The sequence below is a fragment of the Spirosoma fluviale genome, assembly GCF_900230225.1.
In the GTDB taxonomy this organism is placed as follows: domain Bacteria; phylum Bacteroidota; class Bacteroidia; order Cytophagales; family Spirosomataceae; genus Spirosoma; species Spirosoma fluviale.
In genome coordinates, this window is sequence record NZ_OCNH01000007.1 from 171,377 (window position 1) to 189,412 (window position 18,036).

Here is an 18,036-nt window from a genome sequence, read left to right on the forward strand (position 1 = left end):
AATTAAATAAAAAAATCCCCCGTCACAGTGTCTGTGCGGGGGATTTTTAGATTGCTCGATGACTCGCTTAGAATGAGTAACGAACGCCAAGCTGTGCCTGCCAAACGTTATCAATCGTGATGCTCTTCACAAAAGAATCTTGTAACAGAACTGTCTGACCGTTTACGTTCTGTGTACCAAGGCGATACGATGGCACACCAGTAGCAGTGTTAGGGGTGCCAGCAACCAGAGATAAAGGCTGTGTAGACGTATTCGCATAACCTACACCCCATTTGTTATTGATCATGTTACCAACGTTCAGGATGTCGGCACGGAACTGGATCGTATGGCGGGTGCCTTTAGCTCCGGTTGCCACATAAAACTCCTGAATCGCGGTAAAGTCGAAACGGGTAAGCCATGGTGAATAACCACCGTTCCGCTCAGCGTACTGGCCACGACGGCTCTTCAGGTAATCGTTATTGTTGATATACGCATCAAAAGCTGCTTGCTGCTGCTCTGGCGAGAACGTCTGAGCTGTAGCACCCGAACCCACTGTTAAAGCGGAGAATGTCAATTCAGAAGCGGTCTTTGGTACGTAAATCAGATCGTTCGTTGTCTGACCGTCGCCGTTCAGGTCACCACCCACTACATACGATACTTTGTAACCGCTGGTCGACTGTGTACCCAAGGTGAAGGTTGTCGATCCACCGAATTTACCACCGTAGTTCAGACGATAGTTTATGTAACCAATGATGCGGTGACGCAGGTCATTGTCAGCGAAGGAAACGCCCAGATAGTTTTGACCCTGTACACTTGGAATGTTTGCCTGTACTGTGCTACCAACCGATTGCAAGTCTCTGGCCAGACCATAGGTGTAGGCAAGCATACCGCCAAAGCCATTCGACGTTGGTTTCTCAAGTTTGGCCGTAAACGTGTACGCATCGCCTTGGTTTGCGTTTTTCAGAACAAAAGCGTTGGTAACTGCCGTGTTATAGAAACGGGCGATGTTAACCGTGTTGTTAGCACCTGAGCCTGAACTAGCCACCCCTGATGCAGGGAAACGACCGCGGGTATCTGCTCCATTCAAGGTACGATCAGGTGCTTTCAGGTTAGCATCAATGTAACGCAGGCCCTGAAGCGTTTTGTTATAGATAACCTCAAGCGTTCCAACTAAGCCCCATGGTAACCGCTGGTCAATAGCCAGGTTGGTTTTCCAGACAAGCGGGTACTTCAGGTTCGGGTCCGTAGCATTGATTACATACGGAGGCAGCCGGGTGATGTCCGTAGTAGCAGGAATGAACCGGCTTGGATCGGTCGTAAACGGATATGCTGTTGTGTTTGTAACGTTGATAACAGCGGTGTTCACACCGTTGTTACCCAACTGGTTAGACACCAATACTTCCGGGATACGGGATACGAAGAAACCGCTACCACCCCGAATCTGCGTCATTTTGTCATTTTTCACATCCCAGTTGAAGCCAACGCGGGGAGAAATCAGCAAACGTGCTTTTGGGAAAGCGCCTGTGTTAATGCCGTAGTTAGCCCCATTTTCGTCGCGGAAGTTCAATGCCCCTACTACAGGGTTGAAGAAATCCTTGGCCGTTGAGTTATCGTAGGCAAAGATGTCAGCGCGAATACCAGCGGTCAGTTTGAAATTTGGCCGAACCTGGAATTCATCCTGAACGTACGCACTGTAGGTATTCCGGTTCAGTGTCTGCAAAGGTTCTGCACCACCCGGCAGCAATGAATAACGCAGGTTGTATCGAGCAGCGGTAACTGGCGAAGTTGTTGCGTTTGGATTACTCAGGAAAGCCTCAGCTGCTGTCTTGAAGTCAGCGATTGAGTTATATACATACACACCGTTCGAAGCCGGGAAGAATACGTTGTTCGAGGTAAACTTCTCATACGACAACCCAAGTGTCAGCGTGTGGTTACCCGCAAAGTAGCTGAAGTTGTTCGTTATATTCAGAGTTGAATAGTTCAGCTTGTTATTAGGCGTAAACGGGTCAAAACCAACCGTTGTGTAGGTTGTGTTATCCTTCAGGATATCAATTGTCGGAAATACAGCCGTCTTATAGGTCCGGTCCTCGATCTGCTTGTTGTAAGTAGCAACAAGTTTGTTGGCGAATTTACCACCAAACGTAGAGTTCAACTCAGCGGCAACAGATCGGGTGTTGTCAGCAATGATATAACCGGTATTTTCGCCGGAGATAGCCAACTGCGAGTTGGTACGGTTACCGTTACCTGCGGTGTTACTGCTGTTACTGTTGCTGATGATCTGACCCGATTCAGAATCGTGGTGTGAATAACGAACAGACAGTTTATGATTGTCGTTGATGTTATAATCAAAACGAATCAGCCCCTTCGTACTTTTCACTTCATTGTTGAAGTTATCGAAAGCACCCAGCGAGTAATTGAATTTCGACTGCATGAACTGATTCAAGTCCGTCAAATCAGCTTCCGTTACCCGAGATACGTTACCGGTCGTGCCTGCTCCGCGGTTCACTACCCAATCCAGCGCTGGCTGGCTGCTTGAGAATTGCTCAACGTTAGCGAAGAAGAACAGTTTGTTTTTAATGAGCGGTCCACCAATCCGGAAACCGGTCGTTTTCTGATCGATCGTGACCGGCGGCAGGTCTTTACCATCCGCTTTTTTACCCGCCAGGCTATTGTTGCGGAACAAATAGTAAACTGAGCCTGAAAAATCATTCGTACCGGAACGCGTAACAGCGTTAATACTTGCGCCCGAAAAGCCGGTCTGACGAACGTCGAACGGCGCTACGTTCAGCTGAACTTCATCAAGTGCGTCAAGCGATACAGCGGTTGTACCTGTCCGGCCACCGGCAGAAGCACTGTTACCTAAGCCGAAACCGTTATTAAACACAGCGCCGTCAATCGTAATGTTGTTAAAACGGGCATCCTGTCCACCAAACGACTGTCCGTTACCATACGCATTGTATTTGGTAATGTCGGAAATGGTACGACCCAGAGTTGGAATCGTATTGATCGTTCCCCGACCGTACGATGCAGCAGCACCGGTCCGGTTAGAACTGATAATACCATTTTGATTACCCGAAACAACGATTTCTGATAACTGAGTACTGTTATCGGCCATTTTGAAGTTGACATCCGAAGACGTACCCAGGTTTGTAAAAACACCTTCGATTACCTGGTCCTGGAATCCAACAAATGTAGCCGTTACTTTAAATGGGCCGCCTACGCGTACACCCGGCAGCGTGTAACGACCCGAAGCGTTTGTCGTGGTACCATAACGGCTACCCGACGGCTCGTGTACGGCAATAACCGTAGCACCTGGCAAGGCCGCCCCTTTGTCGTCCGTTACCAGTCCATTAATAACAGACGTCGTTACCTGTGCTTTAGCTCCGTTTCCACTGAGCACAGCCAATAGAATACTGCCGATTAGCACGAACGCCAGTCGAAATTGCAGTAAATTTTTAGACATAGAAGTGTTTGATTTGGTTAATTGTTTTAAGACACATCGCGTTCGATAAGGCCTCAATTCAACAACAAAGATGCTTTATTTTTTTGAGCCGTTAGGTAACGGTTCTTAAAAAAGTACTAGTATAGAGGACCTTGCCAATGAAATTCTACGAATAACCCAACTCCAGACTGGATACGTTCAATAATGCATGATTACCAAATTGTTAAGTCTGTATAACCACTTAATCTACCTGATAGTTAGTGAAGAACCATTCCACTAGTCGGTATGTACATAAAGAATGGTTATGTACAATACTCAACTATTTACCTCTTAGCTTTGTCACGTTATGATACCAACCGAAACAACTGTCTTTAAACTCACCCAATACAGCCACGGTGCGGGCTGTGGATGTAAAATATCGCCTAAGATCTTAGACCGAATTCTGCACGGTCAGACGAGTGGACCCAATGGAGGAATTTCGGGTCTTTCTGACACTCCAGTCTATACAAATCTACTCGTGGGTAACGACTCCCGCGACGATGCTGCGGTGATGGACATGGGTAATGGGGAGGCCATTATAAGCACCACCGATTTCTTTATGCCCATTGTCGACGATGCGTTTGACTTCGGACGCATCGCATCGGCCAATGCCATCAGCGATGTGTATGCCATGGGCGGTGAGCCCATCATGGCCATCGCCATTTTAGGCTGGCCATTGGATAAAATCCCCCCTGAAGTAGCCGGTCAAGTGCTGGAGGGCTCACGGGCGATTTGTCGGGAAGCGGGTATTCCGTTGGCGGGTGGTCATAGCATCGACTCCCCCGAACCTATTTTTGGATTGGCCGTTACAGGACGTGTCCGGCTCGACCACCTTAAGCAAAATAATACCGCAACCCTGGGGTGCAAGCTATACCTGACCAAACCTCTTGGCGTTGGCGTTCTGACAACGGCCCAGAAAAAAGGCATTCTCAAGCCTGAACACGCCGATGTGGCCCCCGCTCAAATGGCTAAACTCAATAGCTTTGGCGCTACTCTGGGAAAGTTGCCCTATGTGAAAGCCTTAACCGACGTAACAGGTTTTGGCTTGCTGGGACACCTGACCGAAATGGCGGAAGGCTCCGGCTTAAGCGCAATTGTGACGTTCAGCGATGTACCTAAACTCGCGATGCTGGACGAATACCTCGCCCAAAAAAGCTTTCCGGGTGGCACAGTGCGTAACTGGGATAGTTATGGACACAAAATTAGCGATGTTAGCGAAGTACAGAAATACACATTAGCCGACCCTCAAACCTCCGGTGGCCTGCTGATTGCCGTTGAACCAGAAAGCACTATCGAGTTTGAACGGGTAGCCCGCGAAAATGGCTTTGACCTCCAGAGCTTCGGTGAACTGGTCGAACAACGCGAAAAGATTGTGTACGTTAACTAAAGAGCAAAAGAAGAAACGAGTGAAGGAAGGTCTGTTTTTTGACAGTACTCGTTCACTCGTTCACGCTTTTGCTCCTTACTCTTTAAGTCATGAAATTATTCTTTCGCCAAACGGGTGAAACAGGTCCGGCCATTGTCATTTTACACGGCCTTTTCGGCTCTTCAGACAACTGGCTCACCAATAGCAAAACCATTGCTGCCCAGGGATACCGAGTCTTTCTCGTCGACCAGCGTAACCACGGCCAGTCGCCCCGTGCGGATGACCAGGATTATCAACACATGGCCGCTGATCTGCACGAATTTCTGACTGACCAGCAGTTGGATCAACCCATTCTGGTTGGGCATTCGATGGGGGGCAAAACCGTTATGCAGTATGCCATGTTGTACCCCGGTACGTTTGCCAAACTTGTGGTTGTCGATATTGCACCAAAATTCTACCCGATACACCATGCCGAACTCATCCGGGGCTTAAAAGCCATCAATCTGCTGGGCATTAAAAGCCGCACTGAGGCCGATGATGTTTTGCAGGCTTACGAACCCATAGTACCCGTTCGGCAGTTTCTGCTTAAAAACCTCTACCGCAATGAAGAAGGTGTTTTCGACTGGCGAATCAACATTCCGGTCATTGAGCGAGAATTGCACGGCATTGGCGAAGAGTTGACCAACCCGAGCATTGTTACTGCACCGACCTTGTTTATCCGGGGGAGCGAGTCGCCGTACATTATTGATGAAGACATCCCGGCTATTAAACGAATTTTCCCGAATGCGCAGATCGAAACCATCGCGGGGGCCGGTCACTGGGTGCAGGCCGAGAAGCCCGTCGAATTCGTTGATGCATTAATAAAATTTATACATAAGAATTAACCGCCGAGCCACAAAGCACACAGCGATGATCAGCCTGCTGTATATCCGTGCGCTTTGTGGCTCGTGGTCAAAATCACTTTATGCCAACACTATATCTTATCCCTACTCTTCTCGCCGACGACACAGCCGAGCAGACGCTCCCGCCTTATATTCGGAGCGTTATCGAAAAAACCGATGCTTACTTTGTCGAAAACGTCCGCTCGGCACGACGGTTTATTACTGGATTGAAAACCAGTCGGGTCATTGACGAAACAACCTTTTTTGAACTTACCAAAGACACGCCACCCGCCGACACCCGCCGACAGATTCAGGAAATGATGGAGCGTAAACGAAACGTGGGTGTACTCTCGGAAGCGGGTTGCCCCGGCGTGGCCGATCCCGGTTCGGTCGTGGTGAGCATGGCCCATACGCTAGGCTGGCGGGTTGAGCCTCTGGTTGGCCCATCGTCTATTCTGCTGGCGTTAATGGCATCGGGGATGAACGGCCAGTCGTTTGTCTTTCATGGGTATCTGCCTATCGAGCGGCAGGATCGGGCTCGTGCGTTACGGTATCTCGAAAAAGAAGCGCAGGATCGACAGCAAACGCAGATTTTCATGGAAACGCCCTACCGCAACGATGCACTCTTTGCCGATGTGCTAGCCAATTGCCAGGGTAATACGCGCATCTGCGTAGCCTGTAATTTGACCGGCCCCGATGCGTTTGTCCGTACCCTGACGGTTAAGGAATGGAAAACACAGGTGCCCGACTTACGTAAAAAACCAACGGTGTTTCTACTTTTGTAACGTAGCGCGGGAGCAAACCCGCGCCATATGGATATACACCATTAGCCAGAACGGGGTTCCACCCGCGTTACCATGATTCAAACCTTCGAGTTTTCTCCCTTCCACGAAAACACGTACGTCATTGCCGACGACGCCACTGGTGAAGCGGTTATTGTTGATCCCGGTTGTTATGAACAGGCCGAAAAGGAAGCCCTTGGGCACTTTATTACGACCAATAAGTTAACTGTAAAGTACCTTCTCCTCACTCACTCGCACCTCGACCATGTTTTTGGTGTAGCGTACGTGAAACGGAAATTTGGGGTTAAGGCATACCTGCATGAGTCGGATATGGTGATCTACAACGATGTTCCAACCCGCTGTGCGCTGTACGGATTACGCGGTTACGAGCCATCGACTATTGATGCTTTTCTGAAAGAGGGCGACCAGTTCACATTTGGCAACACCGTTCTGGATGTCATTTTCGTTCCCGGACACGCGCCCGGTCATGTGGCTTTTGTGAACCACACCGACCGATACATCATTGGCGGTGATGTTTTGTTTAACGGAAGCGTAGGCCGGACAGACTTTCCTTATTGCAATCATGCCGATCTTATAAACAGCATTCGAAACAAGTTTTTCACCCTGCCTGACGATTACGCAGTATACGCCGGACATATGGAACCAACCACCATTGGTCAGGAAAAACGCAGTAATCCTTTTGTCCAAATGCCCTAAAAGGGCATGTCAAGACCCTCTTTTTTAGTAATACCGACTGGTCCTGGTGGCCTAACGGGCCGAAAGCTCGTTATTACATACATGAAATTAATCAAACACCTCCCTAATGCCATGACCTGCGGCAATTTGCTCTGCGGTTGTATCGGTATGGTTATGGCACTCCGTGGCCATCTGGATACAGCGGCCTGGTTAATTGGTCTGGCCGCAATTCTTGATTTCGGAGACGGCTTTGTGGCCCGCATGGTCAATGTATCGGGACCATTTGGCAAAGAACTCGACTCACTGGCCGATGTGGTAACGTTTGGTGCCTTACCCGCCATGATTGTCTTTCAGCTCTGCTGGTTTCAGAACCTGGGGGCCATTTCGTACGGTGCCTTTTTAATCGCTGTTTTATCGGCTCTAAGGCTGGCCAATTTCAATATCGACACCCGTCAGTCAGAGTCATTTATTGGCTTACCCGTTCCGGCCAACGCCATGCTTATTGGCGCATTTCCGCTTATGGAACGCTACCAACCCCAGTTCGACGCTATCTGGAAGAACGATATTGCCTTGGGTATGATGATTGCCTTTTCGTTCATGCTGGTATCAGAACTGCCCCTGTTTGCCCTTAAATTCAAAACCTTTGGGTGGGCCGACAACCGGATTAAATTCAGTTTTCTGATTGCATCCGTATTGCTCTTGCTATTTTTGCAATTCGCAGCCATTCCATTAATTATTCTGCTTTACATTCTTGTTTCACTTTTTTCAAATGAGCGAAAGAACAAATAAGTGATTTGTGACTAGTTTTCCTTACTCCATACACTCATTCTATCATTCTCTCAATCACTCATTAAGTAATGAAATACATCGCTGAAATTAACATCATGACCCGTTCGGAAATTTTAGATCCGCAAGGTAAAGCCGTTAAACTGGGGCTTCATAATCTTCAGATGGACACCATCGATAATGTTCGCATTGGCAAACACATCCGCCTTGAGGTTGACGCCGACACCGAAGAACAGGCCCGCACAACGGTCGATGCAGCCTGTCGTCAGTTACTGGCTAATATGATTATGGAAGAGTATTCGTTTGAATTGCATGCGGTTTAACGTACTGTTGACTTTTTTCGACCACAAATAGCACCCGCATAAGTCATAAGACAAGCACTACCGGAATAAGTGCTATTTTTGCGGACTATTTTAGCATCACAAATGAATACAGTTCACTCGACAGTAAAGGGATTAGGGTTTTATGTGCCAGACAACATTGTTACAAACGATGATCTGACTCAATATATGGATACGTCCGATGCCTGGATTCAGGAACGGACCGGTATCAAACAACGGCGGTATTTTACCTACGGAAAAGACACCAACGCCAGCATGGCTACGGCCGCTTCGCGCATGGCGCTGGATCGGGCCGGTCTGGAGGCATCGGCTGTTGATCTGATCGTTTACGCAACCATTACCCCGGATTATTATTTTCCCGGCTCTGCTTTTCTGATGCAGCGCGAACTGGGTCTGGAAGGTATTGGTGTTATTGATATCCGAAACCAATGTTCCGGTTTTGTTTACGCTCTTTCCATTGCCGATCAGTTCATCAAAACGGGCATGTATAAAACGATTCTGGTCGTTGGCTCCGAAATACAATCGTCGCTACTCAACAAAAGCAATGAAGGTCGCGGGGTCGCCGTAATTTTTGGCGATGGTGCAGGAGCGGCTGTGCTGCAGGCCACTACCGATCCTGAGCACCGGGTCCTCTCCACGCATCTGCACGCCGACGGTCGCTATGCCGAAGAATTGTATATCCGTGATCCGGGTAGCAGTCGGGATGGACAGTGGCTCACCGATGCGACAATTGCCGAAGGAAACTACAATGTTACCATGAACGGAAATACCGTCTTCAAACACGCAGTTGTCCGGTTCATGGAAGTCATCAATGAGAGTTTATCGGCCAATGGTTTCAAGCCCGAAGACCTCAGTTTGCTGGTGCCTCATCAGGCCAACATCCGTATTTCGGGCTACGTACAGCAGCAAATGAACCTGCCCGACGAAAAAGTATTCAACAATATCCAACAGTACGGAAATACCACTGCCGCTTCCATTCCGATTGCGCTTACAGAAGCCTTTGAACAGGGACGAATCAAATCCGGCGATCTGGTTTGCCTGGCTGCCTTCGGGAGCGGGTTTACCTGGGCATCGGCTTTGATTAAGTGGTAAACTGGTGGAGTAGTGAAATAAGTAACTTATTCCACTACTCCACCACCTCAATACGTCCCTACCGATAGCATTACCAGTGTACAGGCTTCGATTGGCTCAATACCTTCGGCTTTTAACTGGCGTTCAAATTCCGGATTTTCTGCACCAGGATTAAAAATAACCCGTCGGGGCTTTAAGCTTTTAATATAATCGTATAAAGGTGGCTGATTTCGCGGTCCCACATACATGGTAACGGTATCGATGTTTTCCAGAGCCGGTTGGCCTACCTGAATTGGGCGTCCTTCAATTTGTCCTTCTTTCAAACCAACCAACGCTATTTCATGCCCGTGTCGGAGCAGACGGTAAGCAGCCAAATTAGCGTAACGGCCTTCTTTTTCGGTAGCGCCTACAATCAGCGTCTTTTTCAAACTTGTATCCATATCCATAAGTCAGCACGATAAACGTATGTTATGCCTGACTATTTCCTTAACAAAGAACTGCCTTTACCTGTTTCAGCATTTGGTAGTCTATGCTCAAACCCTATATAAATTCGCTGCTGGATTGCCAGTGACTTATTGGAACGTTACCTTGTTTTTTCGGCAAAAAACCTGAGGAATTAAAAAACAGGTAACCATTTCGGCTTATTCTAGTTTAAATGTCAATAACATCACATTAACTGGTAAAATTCAGTCGCCAGTACAAACTATCGACTGGTATTCAACTGGTTAACTTTTATCATCTTAACCAAATTTGCTGTATTTGTATAAATTAGCAACGGGCTTAAGACATTAATTACGCTTAAAATTTGCTTCGTTCATGAATGCCAGGGAGAGCCAGAGTTTTTGGAATGAGAAGTGGGTACCAATTGTGTTTGAGGGCGTTGAGAATCCACCTCATTACGAAGTCTCCAACTATGGGCGGTTGCGCAGCTTTCAATCAGCTTCAGCAACAAGAGCAGGCATACAAGCCAGTGAGCCTATCGGGAAGTTTATTAAAGGTTCTGTAATTCAGGGGTATCGGTCTCTAAATATTCGCTCGGCCGGGAAAACGCTCAACCGATACGTTCATAAATTGGTTGCCGAACACTTCGTTAAGCAGGAGAAGCCCGATCAGGTATTCGTCATCCACCTGGACCACGATAAGCTGAACAACTACCATTTAAACCTGCGCTGGGTGACTAAGGATGAAATGATTGAGCACAATCGAAACAATCCCAGCCTCAAAAATCGCCAGCTACCGCGTCAAACGCGCAATTACAAGCTTACCGAAAGCAAAGTCAGGATTATCAAGAAGTTGCTGTTGAATGATAAAAACCGCTTAAAAATGATTGCGAAGCAGTTTGGCATTACACACACACAACTTAACCGCATTCGGTCGGGCGAGAACTGGAAACATGTTACGCTCGATTAGAAAAGTCTCTATTCCGGTCGACAACCTCTGGTAGGTAATCTGCTACCTCAAACGTTTATCGACTCCCCTACCAGAGGTCCCGGAACACCTGCCAACGGCAGTGATACAAAAAATGAAGTCCCTACATCCTCGGTTGTCTCAAACCATATAGTTCCTCCTGCGTGTTCAACACCACGCTTGGCAATGGCCAGTCCAAGGCCAGACCCGCCCCGTTTCGTGCTGAAGTTTGGCAGAAATACCTTGCTTCTGATCGACTCGGGTATACCCGCCCCGTTATCATGAATTTCGATCTGCACATTATCGACGTTAACAAACAACTTGAGTCCAATAATTGGTCTTCGGTCAACCGGAACTGACTGAATAGCATTGATGAGCAAATTGGTCAAAATGCGGCCAATCATTTGTCGGTCACCAATGGTCATCACGGGCCCATTCATGATTTCACGTTGAAGCGAGATTCGCTTATCATCGGCGTATAGATCGGCCGTTTTATTAAATACGCTGGTTACTTCGAAGACCTCTTTTTTGGGCAGGGGCATCTTCGCAAATTCGGAGAACGATGTAGCAATATCACTCAGATTATCAATCTGGTCCAAAAGTGAATCAAACGCCCGGAGCATAATCCGACGGGCAGGATCGTTGGCACTTCCCGAATCATTCCCTCCCGGCAATGTTCGCTGCAGGTGTTGCAGCGTTAACTTCATCGGTGTAAGCGGGTTCTTGATTTCGTGGGCTACCTGTTTGGCCATTTCCCGCCATGCCGATTGCTTTTCGTTCTGTGCCAGCGCCTGCTTACTTTCTTCCAGTTTCACCAGCATGCGGTTGTATTCCCGAATCAATAAACCAATCTCATCATCCGATTGCCAGGGTAGCGGGTCGTTGGGTAGCTCAAGGTTTGTCTTTCTGATTTTTTGCGTCAACAACCGAAGTGGTTTCGTCAATATGTGCGAAGCGAAATAAGACAGGATCAGAAAAAAGAGAAAGAGGCCTGTGAAAATGCTCAATGCAGATGCTACAACTTCAATTATTTGATGGTCGAGTTCGGGGCGGGCATAAAAATAAGGCACACTCAACACGCCAAGTAATCGCCCGTCGTAGGATTTGATACCGGCGTAGGCCGTCCGATATTCTTTATTACCTAACGACTCGTTTAGTAGACGTTCATTCTCTTTATCTTCAATAATGTGCGTGAAGGCTTCCGGATTGATGTATTTGGAGAGATAACCCCTTTCATAAATGATTGGGCGTGTAGATGTGTACAGGCGTCCCTGCGTGTCGAAAAGATTAATGTAAATGTCGGCGTCGCGGGCAATTTTCGCTAACTCCTCCTCCATCGACGCTTTACTTCTTTTTTTTGCATTGACATGCTCATCCAGGTACGTCAGAAAATTGGCGGCTATATTCCGCGTATTACTGATGTAGGCACTCTCCTGATTGGCTACGTAATTTGAGTTTATCACCTTTACAATTATGACGATTACGAACAGTAGCGGCAGGAAAAAGGCAACATTCAGCAGAATCTGGATTCGGGTTGAATAGTTGATGCTAAACTGCGAAAAGCCATAATTAATCGCATAGCCCAGAATAACAATAATGACCGTGAGTACCAGTAGCAGGTACAAGAAGGAAAAATTGGAAAATATATTTCTGAATGGATACTCGGCCGATGATACCACGACAATCCGGCCATCCTGGCTTCGCTGGGCAACATGCAGGTAGCCATTGCTCGGCACGCCATTGACGAAAAGCGCTGAATTGTCCAGCAGAGAAAGGTCGAGTTTTCGGTCGTAATTATAGCTTCCTGTACTGAACAATCGCTTATGCCTTTGTGCCTGCCCCTGCGAATAACTTCCGGACAAAGGGCCGCTAAAAAAAGCGTAACTATAATCCTGCGTATCAACACTCTGATTAAACTTGGTATCAATAAGCAAGTCGGGGTAAACACTTTTAGGGCGTTCATTGCGAAGGCGAAGGTCCAACATAACATACCCAAGGGTGTCTTCGGCAAAACCTGGTGTGTTTTCATTAGACGCCAACTGTAACTCCGGCAACCGAATGGCAACAAAGCACACATATTGCTTGACAAATTGATTGCTAACTTCGTTGATAAAGTAAATGCCGGCATGTTCTGTCTGATAAGCTTCTCGCTGATACCGTTTGGTAAACGTCGTTAACGAAGCCGCATCGGGACTGATGTCGAGCGGATGACCATTAGCCCGGAATGAAAACACTTCAATGTCATATTTGTCGAAGTAGTTGTCCAGGTGAAGGCTTTTAACGCGTTGTTGAATACGCTCACGTACGAGCAGGGTGTCGATCTGTAACGCACGACTGATTTCAACATCGCGCTGAATAGACTCCTGAGCTTTCGTCATCAGAAATTCGCCAAACTCATCGTTCTCGGCTAACAGTTGGGTGGCAAATTCCTGCTCGTGAATGAGTTGTTTTTTTATCTCCTGGTTATAGACGACATATGCGGTCATTACGGCGCAGACAAAAGCCGCCAGAAACAGATAAATGGATGTTTTATACCGAAACGTATAGAGTGTCTTGGTAAACTGGCTCACGTAAACGAGCAGGAAATAGATGCCATTCAGCAGAATAACACTCTCCAGCGGCAAGCCCAAAACAACCCAGAGTCCGCAACTAATGAGTGTACCCACTAAAATCAGCAGTACGCCTACCCCTATTCGTTTCATCCGGTTATAGCGCAAAAACAGACTTGCCAGCAGGTGGGTAGTCAGAAAGTAGATGAACGATACCGTGATAAAAACAATCAGGCAAACAATTTTCAGGAAAGAGAAGTGAATGTTAAGGGTAATGTCGAGGGTAAACTGCGATTTCTCGTAAATATTATTTAGCTCAACATAGCACATCGTAAAAGCTCCGTAGCTGGCTATTACACATGCCACCGACATGATCATCCTTGAGCCGTTTGCCAGATGTATCAGGTAATCATAAAGGTGCGAACGGTAATAATACCGAACCCAGTAAAATACCAGTGTTGCAATGACAAGTGCATTCAATAGCAAGTCGCCCAGTGAGGGGACCATTACCGAGGACGCGTAAAATTTAGGATTAAAGAGATCTGTTTCGAAGAACAGGAAGGGTACGCCAAAATAAAGCATGACCGCTCTTAGCAGCAGTAAATAAGCCGCAAGGCAAATGAAGCCTAACTCATACCTGCGTTTCCGCTTGAGCCGGATCATCAGCCGAAAAACGTACAGGCCGAAAAAAATTACGGCCAGCGTTGCCAGTATAACTGTATTGACAGGCGTGCAGTGATTACGATACGCGTTTACTTTAGGCGGAACGACCGAGAACAGAAAATTTGAAGCGTTGTCGTGAATAGACTGATACGTCCTCAGCGGCTTATCTGAAATAGACTCTGGATCAAGTGAGAACAGGTCAGGATTGTAACTTGACTGTAAATAGGAATTGTTGCTGTGATAGTATCGGTAAATGGTAATAAGCGAGAAGACATCGAGTTCATCGGCCCCATCGACAACCCGCTGGTGGCTAACGATATAGCGCTCTTTTTCGAAGTTGACCAATGCCGGTTTCGTGACGTTGGCCAGCCGGGCAAAATCCGGCACAAAGCGATGGTCAGCCCAATAGATTAACTGCTTATTTCGAAAAACAAAATACGGATAGTTGGTTGGGCGGCTGAGGTCGGCAAATGAAGGATTGTGCTTTCGCTTAAGCAACGTCGTCACGCTATCGAGTTCACTGGCACTTACCTGTAGTTCTTCCTTTACACGCTGCTGGATAGAGCTTAAATACTGTTCATCCGTAGCTCCAGGCGCGTTTTGCTCCAGCAGGAAGAAGCACACAATAGATAACGTGGCAGCCAGTAAGGCTAACAGCAAAAAAATATGTTCTTCTAGGCGCTTCACAAACTGGTAGAATTGTCTTCGGAAGAACCGTTCCTAAAATCATGCCAGAATTCCGACAACAGTCGTTTGTGTGGTATTATCTGATTAATAGATCCGAATGCCAGTCAACAACTTACCCCTTTTCAACCGTGAAGCCGCCGGGTTCATAGCCAATTTGTGCCCCCAATACATACAGTAAATGTTTGCGGTCAATAATGACCTGCACACCTTCTACGTTATAGACTTCGTCGGAAGGGCCGGGAAGGTCAAAGCCCAGCAGCCAGGATGAACCGCAGCCTCCTCCCCGAACACCAACGCGCAAACCGTATTCGCCAGGAATTTTATTGGCACGTAGTGTGTCATGAATTTGCTGACGCGCTGCTGGATTAACAGTAACCGGATTATCGAGCATTTGAGTAAACGACTAAAAAAGTCTATCTAACCAGTTAGCTGGTTGACAATGACTGATTGACTACCGTAAAATTACCTTTTTCTGCTAAACACGTTTGCCTTTTATGGACCTATTGAGTGATTTCTTAAAGTTAATAGTACCCGCCGGACTGGTTTTATACGGCATGTATTTAACCGTCAAATTATTACTGGAACGTGAGGCCAGTCGCTACCAGTTCGAAGTTAAGAACCGATATACAGAAACCGTAGTACCCATACGCCTGCAAGCCTACGAACGAATGGTGTTATTTCTGGAACGGATTAGCCCCAATAATTTATTGTTACGTCTGGGAGGAAGTTCAACGACCGTTCTGGAACTCCAGCAGCGGCTTTTGCAGGAGATCAGAGATGAATACAACCACAATCTGTCTCAACAGGTGTACATGAGCCAAACCACCTGGGATCAGGTTCAGGCGGCCATGAACGATGTGATGGTATTGATTAATCAGGCATCCGGCGACACCCGTCCCGATGCCCCTGCTCTTGAGCTCTCCAAGCGGATCTTCGAGCGAATCATTCAACAAGACAGGCAACCCACATACGAAGCGCTGAAAGCCGTAAAAGAAGAGATTCAGGTTATGTTCATGTGAAAAGCAGAGGGCATGGGGTTAGGAGCAGAGGGTTAGACTTTCCATCCCTTTGCCCATAACCCTCTGCCCCATTCCCTAAAACACCCCCGCCGATAAGGTCAAAGCTTTCTGAAAGGACTCCTGATTGATCGTTAGGTTGACGCCTTCCTGAGCCAGCGTCTGGATAATTTCTTCGGTGGGCAGGTTGCCCGTAAGCTGATCGGCGGCCATCGGACACCCGCCAAAGCCCCGCAGTGCCCCGTCAACTCGCCGGACGCCTGCCCGCACGGCGGCCCGGACTTTGGCGGGTGCCTCTCCCGGTCGTGCGTGCAGATGCGCTCCAAACTCAACCTGTGGAAACCGACTGATCAGGGGCTGAAACAAAGCTTCAATTGCCTCGGGCGTCGATGAGCCGACGGTATCGGAAGGGGCAATGATGCGAACACCCAACTCGACTAATTGCTCCGTGAACTCACCAACGAGGTCCGGGCTGTAGGCATCTCCATAGGGATTCCCGAAGCCCATCGACAGATAAACCACCAGTTCTTTTCCTGTCCTCTCACACAACGATTGCATCTCGGCTACTTCAGTAAAGGCCTGCGCGATCGACTTATTAGTATTGCGTTGCTGGAACGTTTCGGATACAGAAAGTGGAAAACCAACATACTGAATAAGGCCGGAAGCAACGGCCTGTTCGGCCCCGCGAACGTTGGCAACAATAGCCAGCAACCGGGTTTTGGTGGTAGACATGTTCAACCCCGCCAGTACCTCAGGCGTGTCGCGCATCTGCGGAATGGCTTTAGGCGACACGAAACTCCCAAAATCAAGTGTGTCGAAGCCAACGGCCAGCAATGCATTCAGATACCTGATTTTGAGGTCTGTCGGCACAAAGTGCCCCAGACCCTGCATGGCATCGCGGGGACATTCGATGAGTTTCATGCGTGTACGGGTCGACGCATGAGCACCGCCAGAATGGCCATAACAAGGGCACAAATACCCAGCCCCCCTGCTTCACGGGCCATCTCGATATTCAGGCTGCGCATACCCACTTCGCTGAACAGAAACCCTTCAAAAACGGGTGGCCATTGATAAACCGCAGCCACTATATACAGGATGGCCATCGCCACAAAAAACCACCATTTCCCTACTCCAAAATAAGCCATGAAGCAGGCTACAGCCGCAAATCCGTAAATGGGAATCCAGACTTCGGGGTCAGGGTCGTTGTACTGAAAAACGGCAAACAGAACAAACAACAGGCCAAAAATAAGAGAGAAGGTCTTTTTCATTGTAATGTAGTTAGGTGGATTAACCCGTTTAATAAGATCATGACCGAAGCGACTTACTGAATCCAGGCTATCCTATTTTCAAATTTTAATTTATCAGACATTCCTCTACTCTATTTGCAATATTCCACCACCGCATTTGCCGCATCGGCATAGCCCAGGTTCTGTGCCTGTTTCAGGCTCAGACAGGCGCTTTCCCGCTCATTATTGATGATCTGGGCAATCCCCAAACCGTAAAACGCTTTCCCGAATTTTGGGTCAGCCTGAACCGCCTGCTGAAAATCGGTGATGGCTCCGGTCAGATCTTTCTCCTGAAAACGCAGATTGCCCCGGTTATAAAGCGCCAGTGAATTTTTGGGGTTAAGCTCAATGGCTTTTGTGAAATCGGTGAGGGCGGGTTGAGTCTGGCCCTGGGTGGCAAATAACTGGCCCCGGTTCAGGTAAAGCTCGGCCCCGATGCTACGGCCGGTGTCGGGTACGAATCGAATGGCGTCCGAATAATCTTTCAACGCGCCAGCCTGATCGTTTTGGGCAACTTTCAACAACCCCCGATTGTAATACGGCCGGTAAAAATCGGGCTTCAATTTAATAGCCTGATCGTAATCGAGCGTGGCATTGGCGTATTCTTTCAACTCGAAATAAGCGACGCCCCGCGAGTTAAAGGCTTCCACATTTTTATCGTCGGCCTCGATAGCCTGGTTCAAAACCTGCACGGCCTCCCGAAATTTGCCCTCTTTTAAATAATTTCGGCCCTGTTCAACGAATTTATCTGATGAACTACACGCACTGATACTGAATACAATACCTACTATTACTGCTAATGAACGCTTCATACTTCCTTAATTTACCAGCAAAGGTACGGGTGAAATTTGGTCGTTTGACGAACAATTACTTAACTTTGCATCGGCAAATCGGTGCTACCAGCTCCTGCTGAATCCCCCAGGTCTTGACCGAAGCAAGGGTAGGTGGTCGTAGCGGTGAGACATTGGTTTGCCATTTTTTGTTTCCGTCCCGTACGATTTTATTCTAACAAGACGGTTACCCTGTTCAGCGGGTTATGCGTTTA

The 18,036-nt window shown here is 47.8% G+C and carries 16 protein-coding genes; 9 read left to right on the forward strand and 7 right to left on the reverse strand.

Annotation, left to right across the window (positions count from 1 at the left end; translation table 11 throughout):
* Window positions 1-67 precede the first annotated feature (67 nt).
* Window positions 68-3,442 carry a TonB-dependent receptor gene (locus CRO74_RS27300; protein WP_097130793.1) on the reverse strand — a complete coding sequence of 1,125 codons (3,375 nt, stop codon included), beginning with the start codon at window positions 3,440-3,442 and terminating at the stop codon, window positions 68-70.
* 325 nt (window positions 3,443-3,767) lie between these two features.
* Between CRO74_RS27300 and selD the strand changes: the two genes are divergently transcribed.
* From selD to CRO74_RS27335, 7 genes are all read left to right on the forward strand, one after another.
* Window positions 3,768-4,847, forward strand: a complete 1,080-nt coding sequence (gene selD / locus CRO74_RS27305; protein WP_097130795.1) for a selenide, water dikinase SelD — start codon at window positions 3,768-3,770, stop codon at window positions 4,845-4,847.
* An 89-nt stretch (window positions 4,848-4,936) separates the two neighbouring features.
* Window positions 4,937-5,710, forward strand: a complete 774-nt coding sequence (locus CRO74_RS27310; RefSeq protein ID WP_097130797.1) for an alpha/beta fold hydrolase — start codon at window positions 4,937-4,939, stop codon at window positions 5,708-5,710.
* An 80-nt stretch (window positions 5,711-5,790) separates the two neighbouring features.
* Window positions 5,791-6,492, forward strand: a complete 702-nt coding sequence (locus CRO74_RS27315; RefSeq protein WP_097130798.1) for an SAM-dependent methyltransferase — start codon at window positions 5,791-5,793, stop codon at window positions 6,490-6,492.
* Between the two features lie 72 nt (window positions 6,493-6,564).
* Entirely contained in the window at window positions 6,565-7,206 is a 642-nt protein-coding gene (locus CRO74_RS27320) for an MBL fold metallo-hydrolase (RefSeq protein ID WP_097130800.1), read from the forward strand.
* A gap of 81 nt (window positions 7,207-7,287) precedes the next feature.
* Window positions 7,288-7,974: a CDP-diacylglycerol--serine O-phosphatidyltransferase gene (gene pssA, locus CRO74_RS27325; protein ID WP_097130801.1), complete on the forward strand. Its 687-nt coding sequence runs from the start codon at window positions 7,288-7,290 to the stop codon at window positions 7,972-7,974.
* A 68-nt stretch (window positions 7,975-8,042) separates the two neighbouring features.
* The gene (purS, locus tag CRO74_RS27330) at window positions 8,043-8,294 is read left to right on the forward strand and encodes a phosphoribosylformylglycinamidine synthase subunit PurS (RefSeq protein ID WP_097130803.1); all 252 of its coding nucleotides are present in this window, start codon (window positions 8,043-8,045) and stop codon (window positions 8,292-8,294) included.
* Window positions 8,295-8,396: 102 nt separating this feature from the next.
* Entirely contained in the window at window positions 8,397-9,404 is a 1,008-nt protein-coding gene (locus CRO74_RS27335; RefSeq protein ID WP_097130804.1) for a 3-oxoacyl-ACP synthase III family protein, read from the forward strand.
* A 47-nt stretch (window positions 9,405-9,451) separates the two neighbouring features.
* Here the strand turns inward: CRO74_RS27335 and CRO74_RS27340 are convergent, their stop codons facing one another.
* On the reverse strand, window positions 9,452-9,823 hold the full coding sequence (locus CRO74_RS27340) for a CoA-binding protein (RefSeq protein ID WP_097131145.1): 372 nt from the start codon (window positions 9,821-9,823) through the stop codon (window positions 9,452-9,454).
* Window positions 9,824-10,199: 376 nt separating this feature from the next.
* Between CRO74_RS27340 and CRO74_RS27345 the strand changes: the two genes are divergently transcribed.
* A complete protein-coding gene (locus tag CRO74_RS27345; protein ID WP_097130806.1) occupies window positions 10,200-10,793 on the forward strand; it encodes an HNH endonuclease in 594 nt (197 codons plus the stop codon).
* Between the two features lie 47 nt (window positions 10,794-10,840).
* Here CRO74_RS27345 and CRO74_RS27350 read toward each other — a convergent pair whose 3' ends face one another.
* Together CRO74_RS27350 and CRO74_RS27355 are read right to left on the reverse strand one after the other, a co-directional pair.
* On the reverse strand, window positions 10,841-14,689 hold the full coding sequence (locus CRO74_RS27350; RefSeq protein ID WP_097130808.1) for a sensor histidine kinase: 3,849 nt from the start codon (window positions 14,687-14,689) through the stop codon (window positions 10,841-10,843).
* A 112-nt stretch (window positions 14,690-14,801) separates the two neighbouring features.
* Complete coding sequence (locus tag CRO74_RS27355; protein ID WP_097130810.1) at window positions 14,802-15,080, reverse strand: iron-sulfur cluster assembly accessory protein; 279 nt, start codon at window positions 15,078-15,080, stop codon at window positions 14,802-14,804.
* A gap of 103 nt (window positions 15,081-15,183) precedes the next feature.
* Between CRO74_RS27355 and CRO74_RS27360 the strand changes: the two genes are divergently transcribed.
* Complete coding sequence (locus CRO74_RS27360) at window positions 15,184-15,708, forward strand: DUF7935 family protein (RefSeq protein ID WP_097130812.1); 525 nt, start codon at window positions 15,184-15,186, stop codon at window positions 15,706-15,708.
* 75 nt (window positions 15,709-15,783) lie between these two features.
* Here the strand turns inward: CRO74_RS27360 and CRO74_RS27365 are convergent, their stop codons facing one another.
* The 3 genes from CRO74_RS27365 to CRO74_RS27375 form a co-directional block, all read right to left on the reverse strand.
* Window positions 15,784-16,626 (reverse strand): hydroxymethylglutaryl-CoA lyase, encoded by an 843-nt coding sequence (locus tag CRO74_RS27365; RefSeq protein ID WP_097130814.1) that lies wholly within the window; start codon window positions 16,624-16,626, stop codon window positions 15,784-15,786.
* A complete protein-coding gene (locus tag CRO74_RS27370) occupies window positions 16,623-16,973 on the reverse strand; it encodes a transmembrane 220 family protein (protein WP_097130816.1) in 351 nt (116 codons plus the stop codon). Before CRO74_RS27370 ends, CRO74_RS27365 begins: the two co-directional genes overlap by 4 nt.
* 110 nt (window positions 16,974-17,083) lie before the next feature.
* Complete coding sequence (locus CRO74_RS27375; protein ID WP_097130818.1) at window positions 17,084-17,803, reverse strand: tetratricopeptide repeat protein; 720 nt, start codon at window positions 17,801-17,803, stop codon at window positions 17,084-17,086.
* Between the last annotated feature and the right edge of the window lie 233 nt (window positions 17,804-18,036).

Bases quoted from the DNA above. Each gene is read 5' to 3' on its own strand.
- CRO74_RS27300 (WP_097130793.1), bottom strand. From the start codon at position 3,442: ATGTCTAAAAATTTACTGCAATTTCGACTGGCGTTCGTGCTAATCGGC.
- selD (WP_097130795.1), top strand. From the start codon at position 3,768: ATGATACCAACCGAAACAACTGTCTTTAAACTCACCCAATACAGCCAC.
- CRO74_RS27310 (WP_097130797.1), top strand. From the start codon at position 4,937: ATGAAATTATTCTTTCGCCAAACGGGTGAAACAGGTCCGGCCATTGTC.
- CRO74_RS27315 (WP_097130798.1), top strand. From the start codon at position 5,791: ATGCCAACACTATATCTTATCCCTACTCTTCTCGCCGACGACACAGCC.
- CRO74_RS27320 (WP_097130800.1), top strand. From the start codon at position 6,565: ATGATTCAAACCTTCGAGTTTTCTCCCTTCCACGAAAACACGTACGTC.
- pssA (WP_097130801.1), top strand. From the start codon at position 7,288: ATGAAATTAATCAAACACCTCCCTAATGCCATGACCTGCGGCAATTTG.
- purS (WP_097130803.1), top strand. From the start codon at position 8,043: ATGAAATACATCGCTGAAATTAACATCATGACCCGTTCGGAAATTTTA.
- CRO74_RS27335 (WP_097130804.1), top strand. From the start codon at position 8,397: ATGAATACAGTTCACTCGACAGTAAAGGGATTAGGGTTTTATGTGCCA.
- CRO74_RS27340 (WP_097131145.1), bottom strand. From the start codon at position 9,823: ATGGATACAAGTTTGAAAAAGACGCTGATTGTAGGCGCTACCGAAAAA.
- CRO74_RS27345 (WP_097130806.1), top strand. From the start codon at position 10,200: ATGAATGCCAGGGAGAGCCAGAGTTTTTGGAATGAGAAGTGGGTACCA.
- CRO74_RS27355 (WP_097130810.1), bottom strand. From the start codon at position 15,080: ATGCTCGATAATCCGGTTACTGTTAATCCAGCAGCGCGTCAGCAAATT.
- CRO74_RS27360 (WP_097130812.1), top strand. From the start codon at position 15,184: ATGGACCTATTGAGTGATTTCTTAAAGTTAATAGTACCCGCCGGACTG.
- CRO74_RS27365 (WP_097130814.1), bottom strand. From the start codon at position 16,626: ATGAAACTCATCGAATGTCCCCGCGATGCCATGCAGGGTCTGGGGCAC.
- CRO74_RS27370 (WP_097130816.1), bottom strand. From the start codon at position 16,973: ATGAAAAAGACCTTCTCTCTTATTTTTGGCCTGTTGTTTGTTCTGTTT.
- CRO74_RS27375 (WP_097130818.1), bottom strand. From the start codon at position 17,803: ATGAAGCGTTCATTAGCAGTAATAGTAGGTATTGTATTCAGTATCAGT.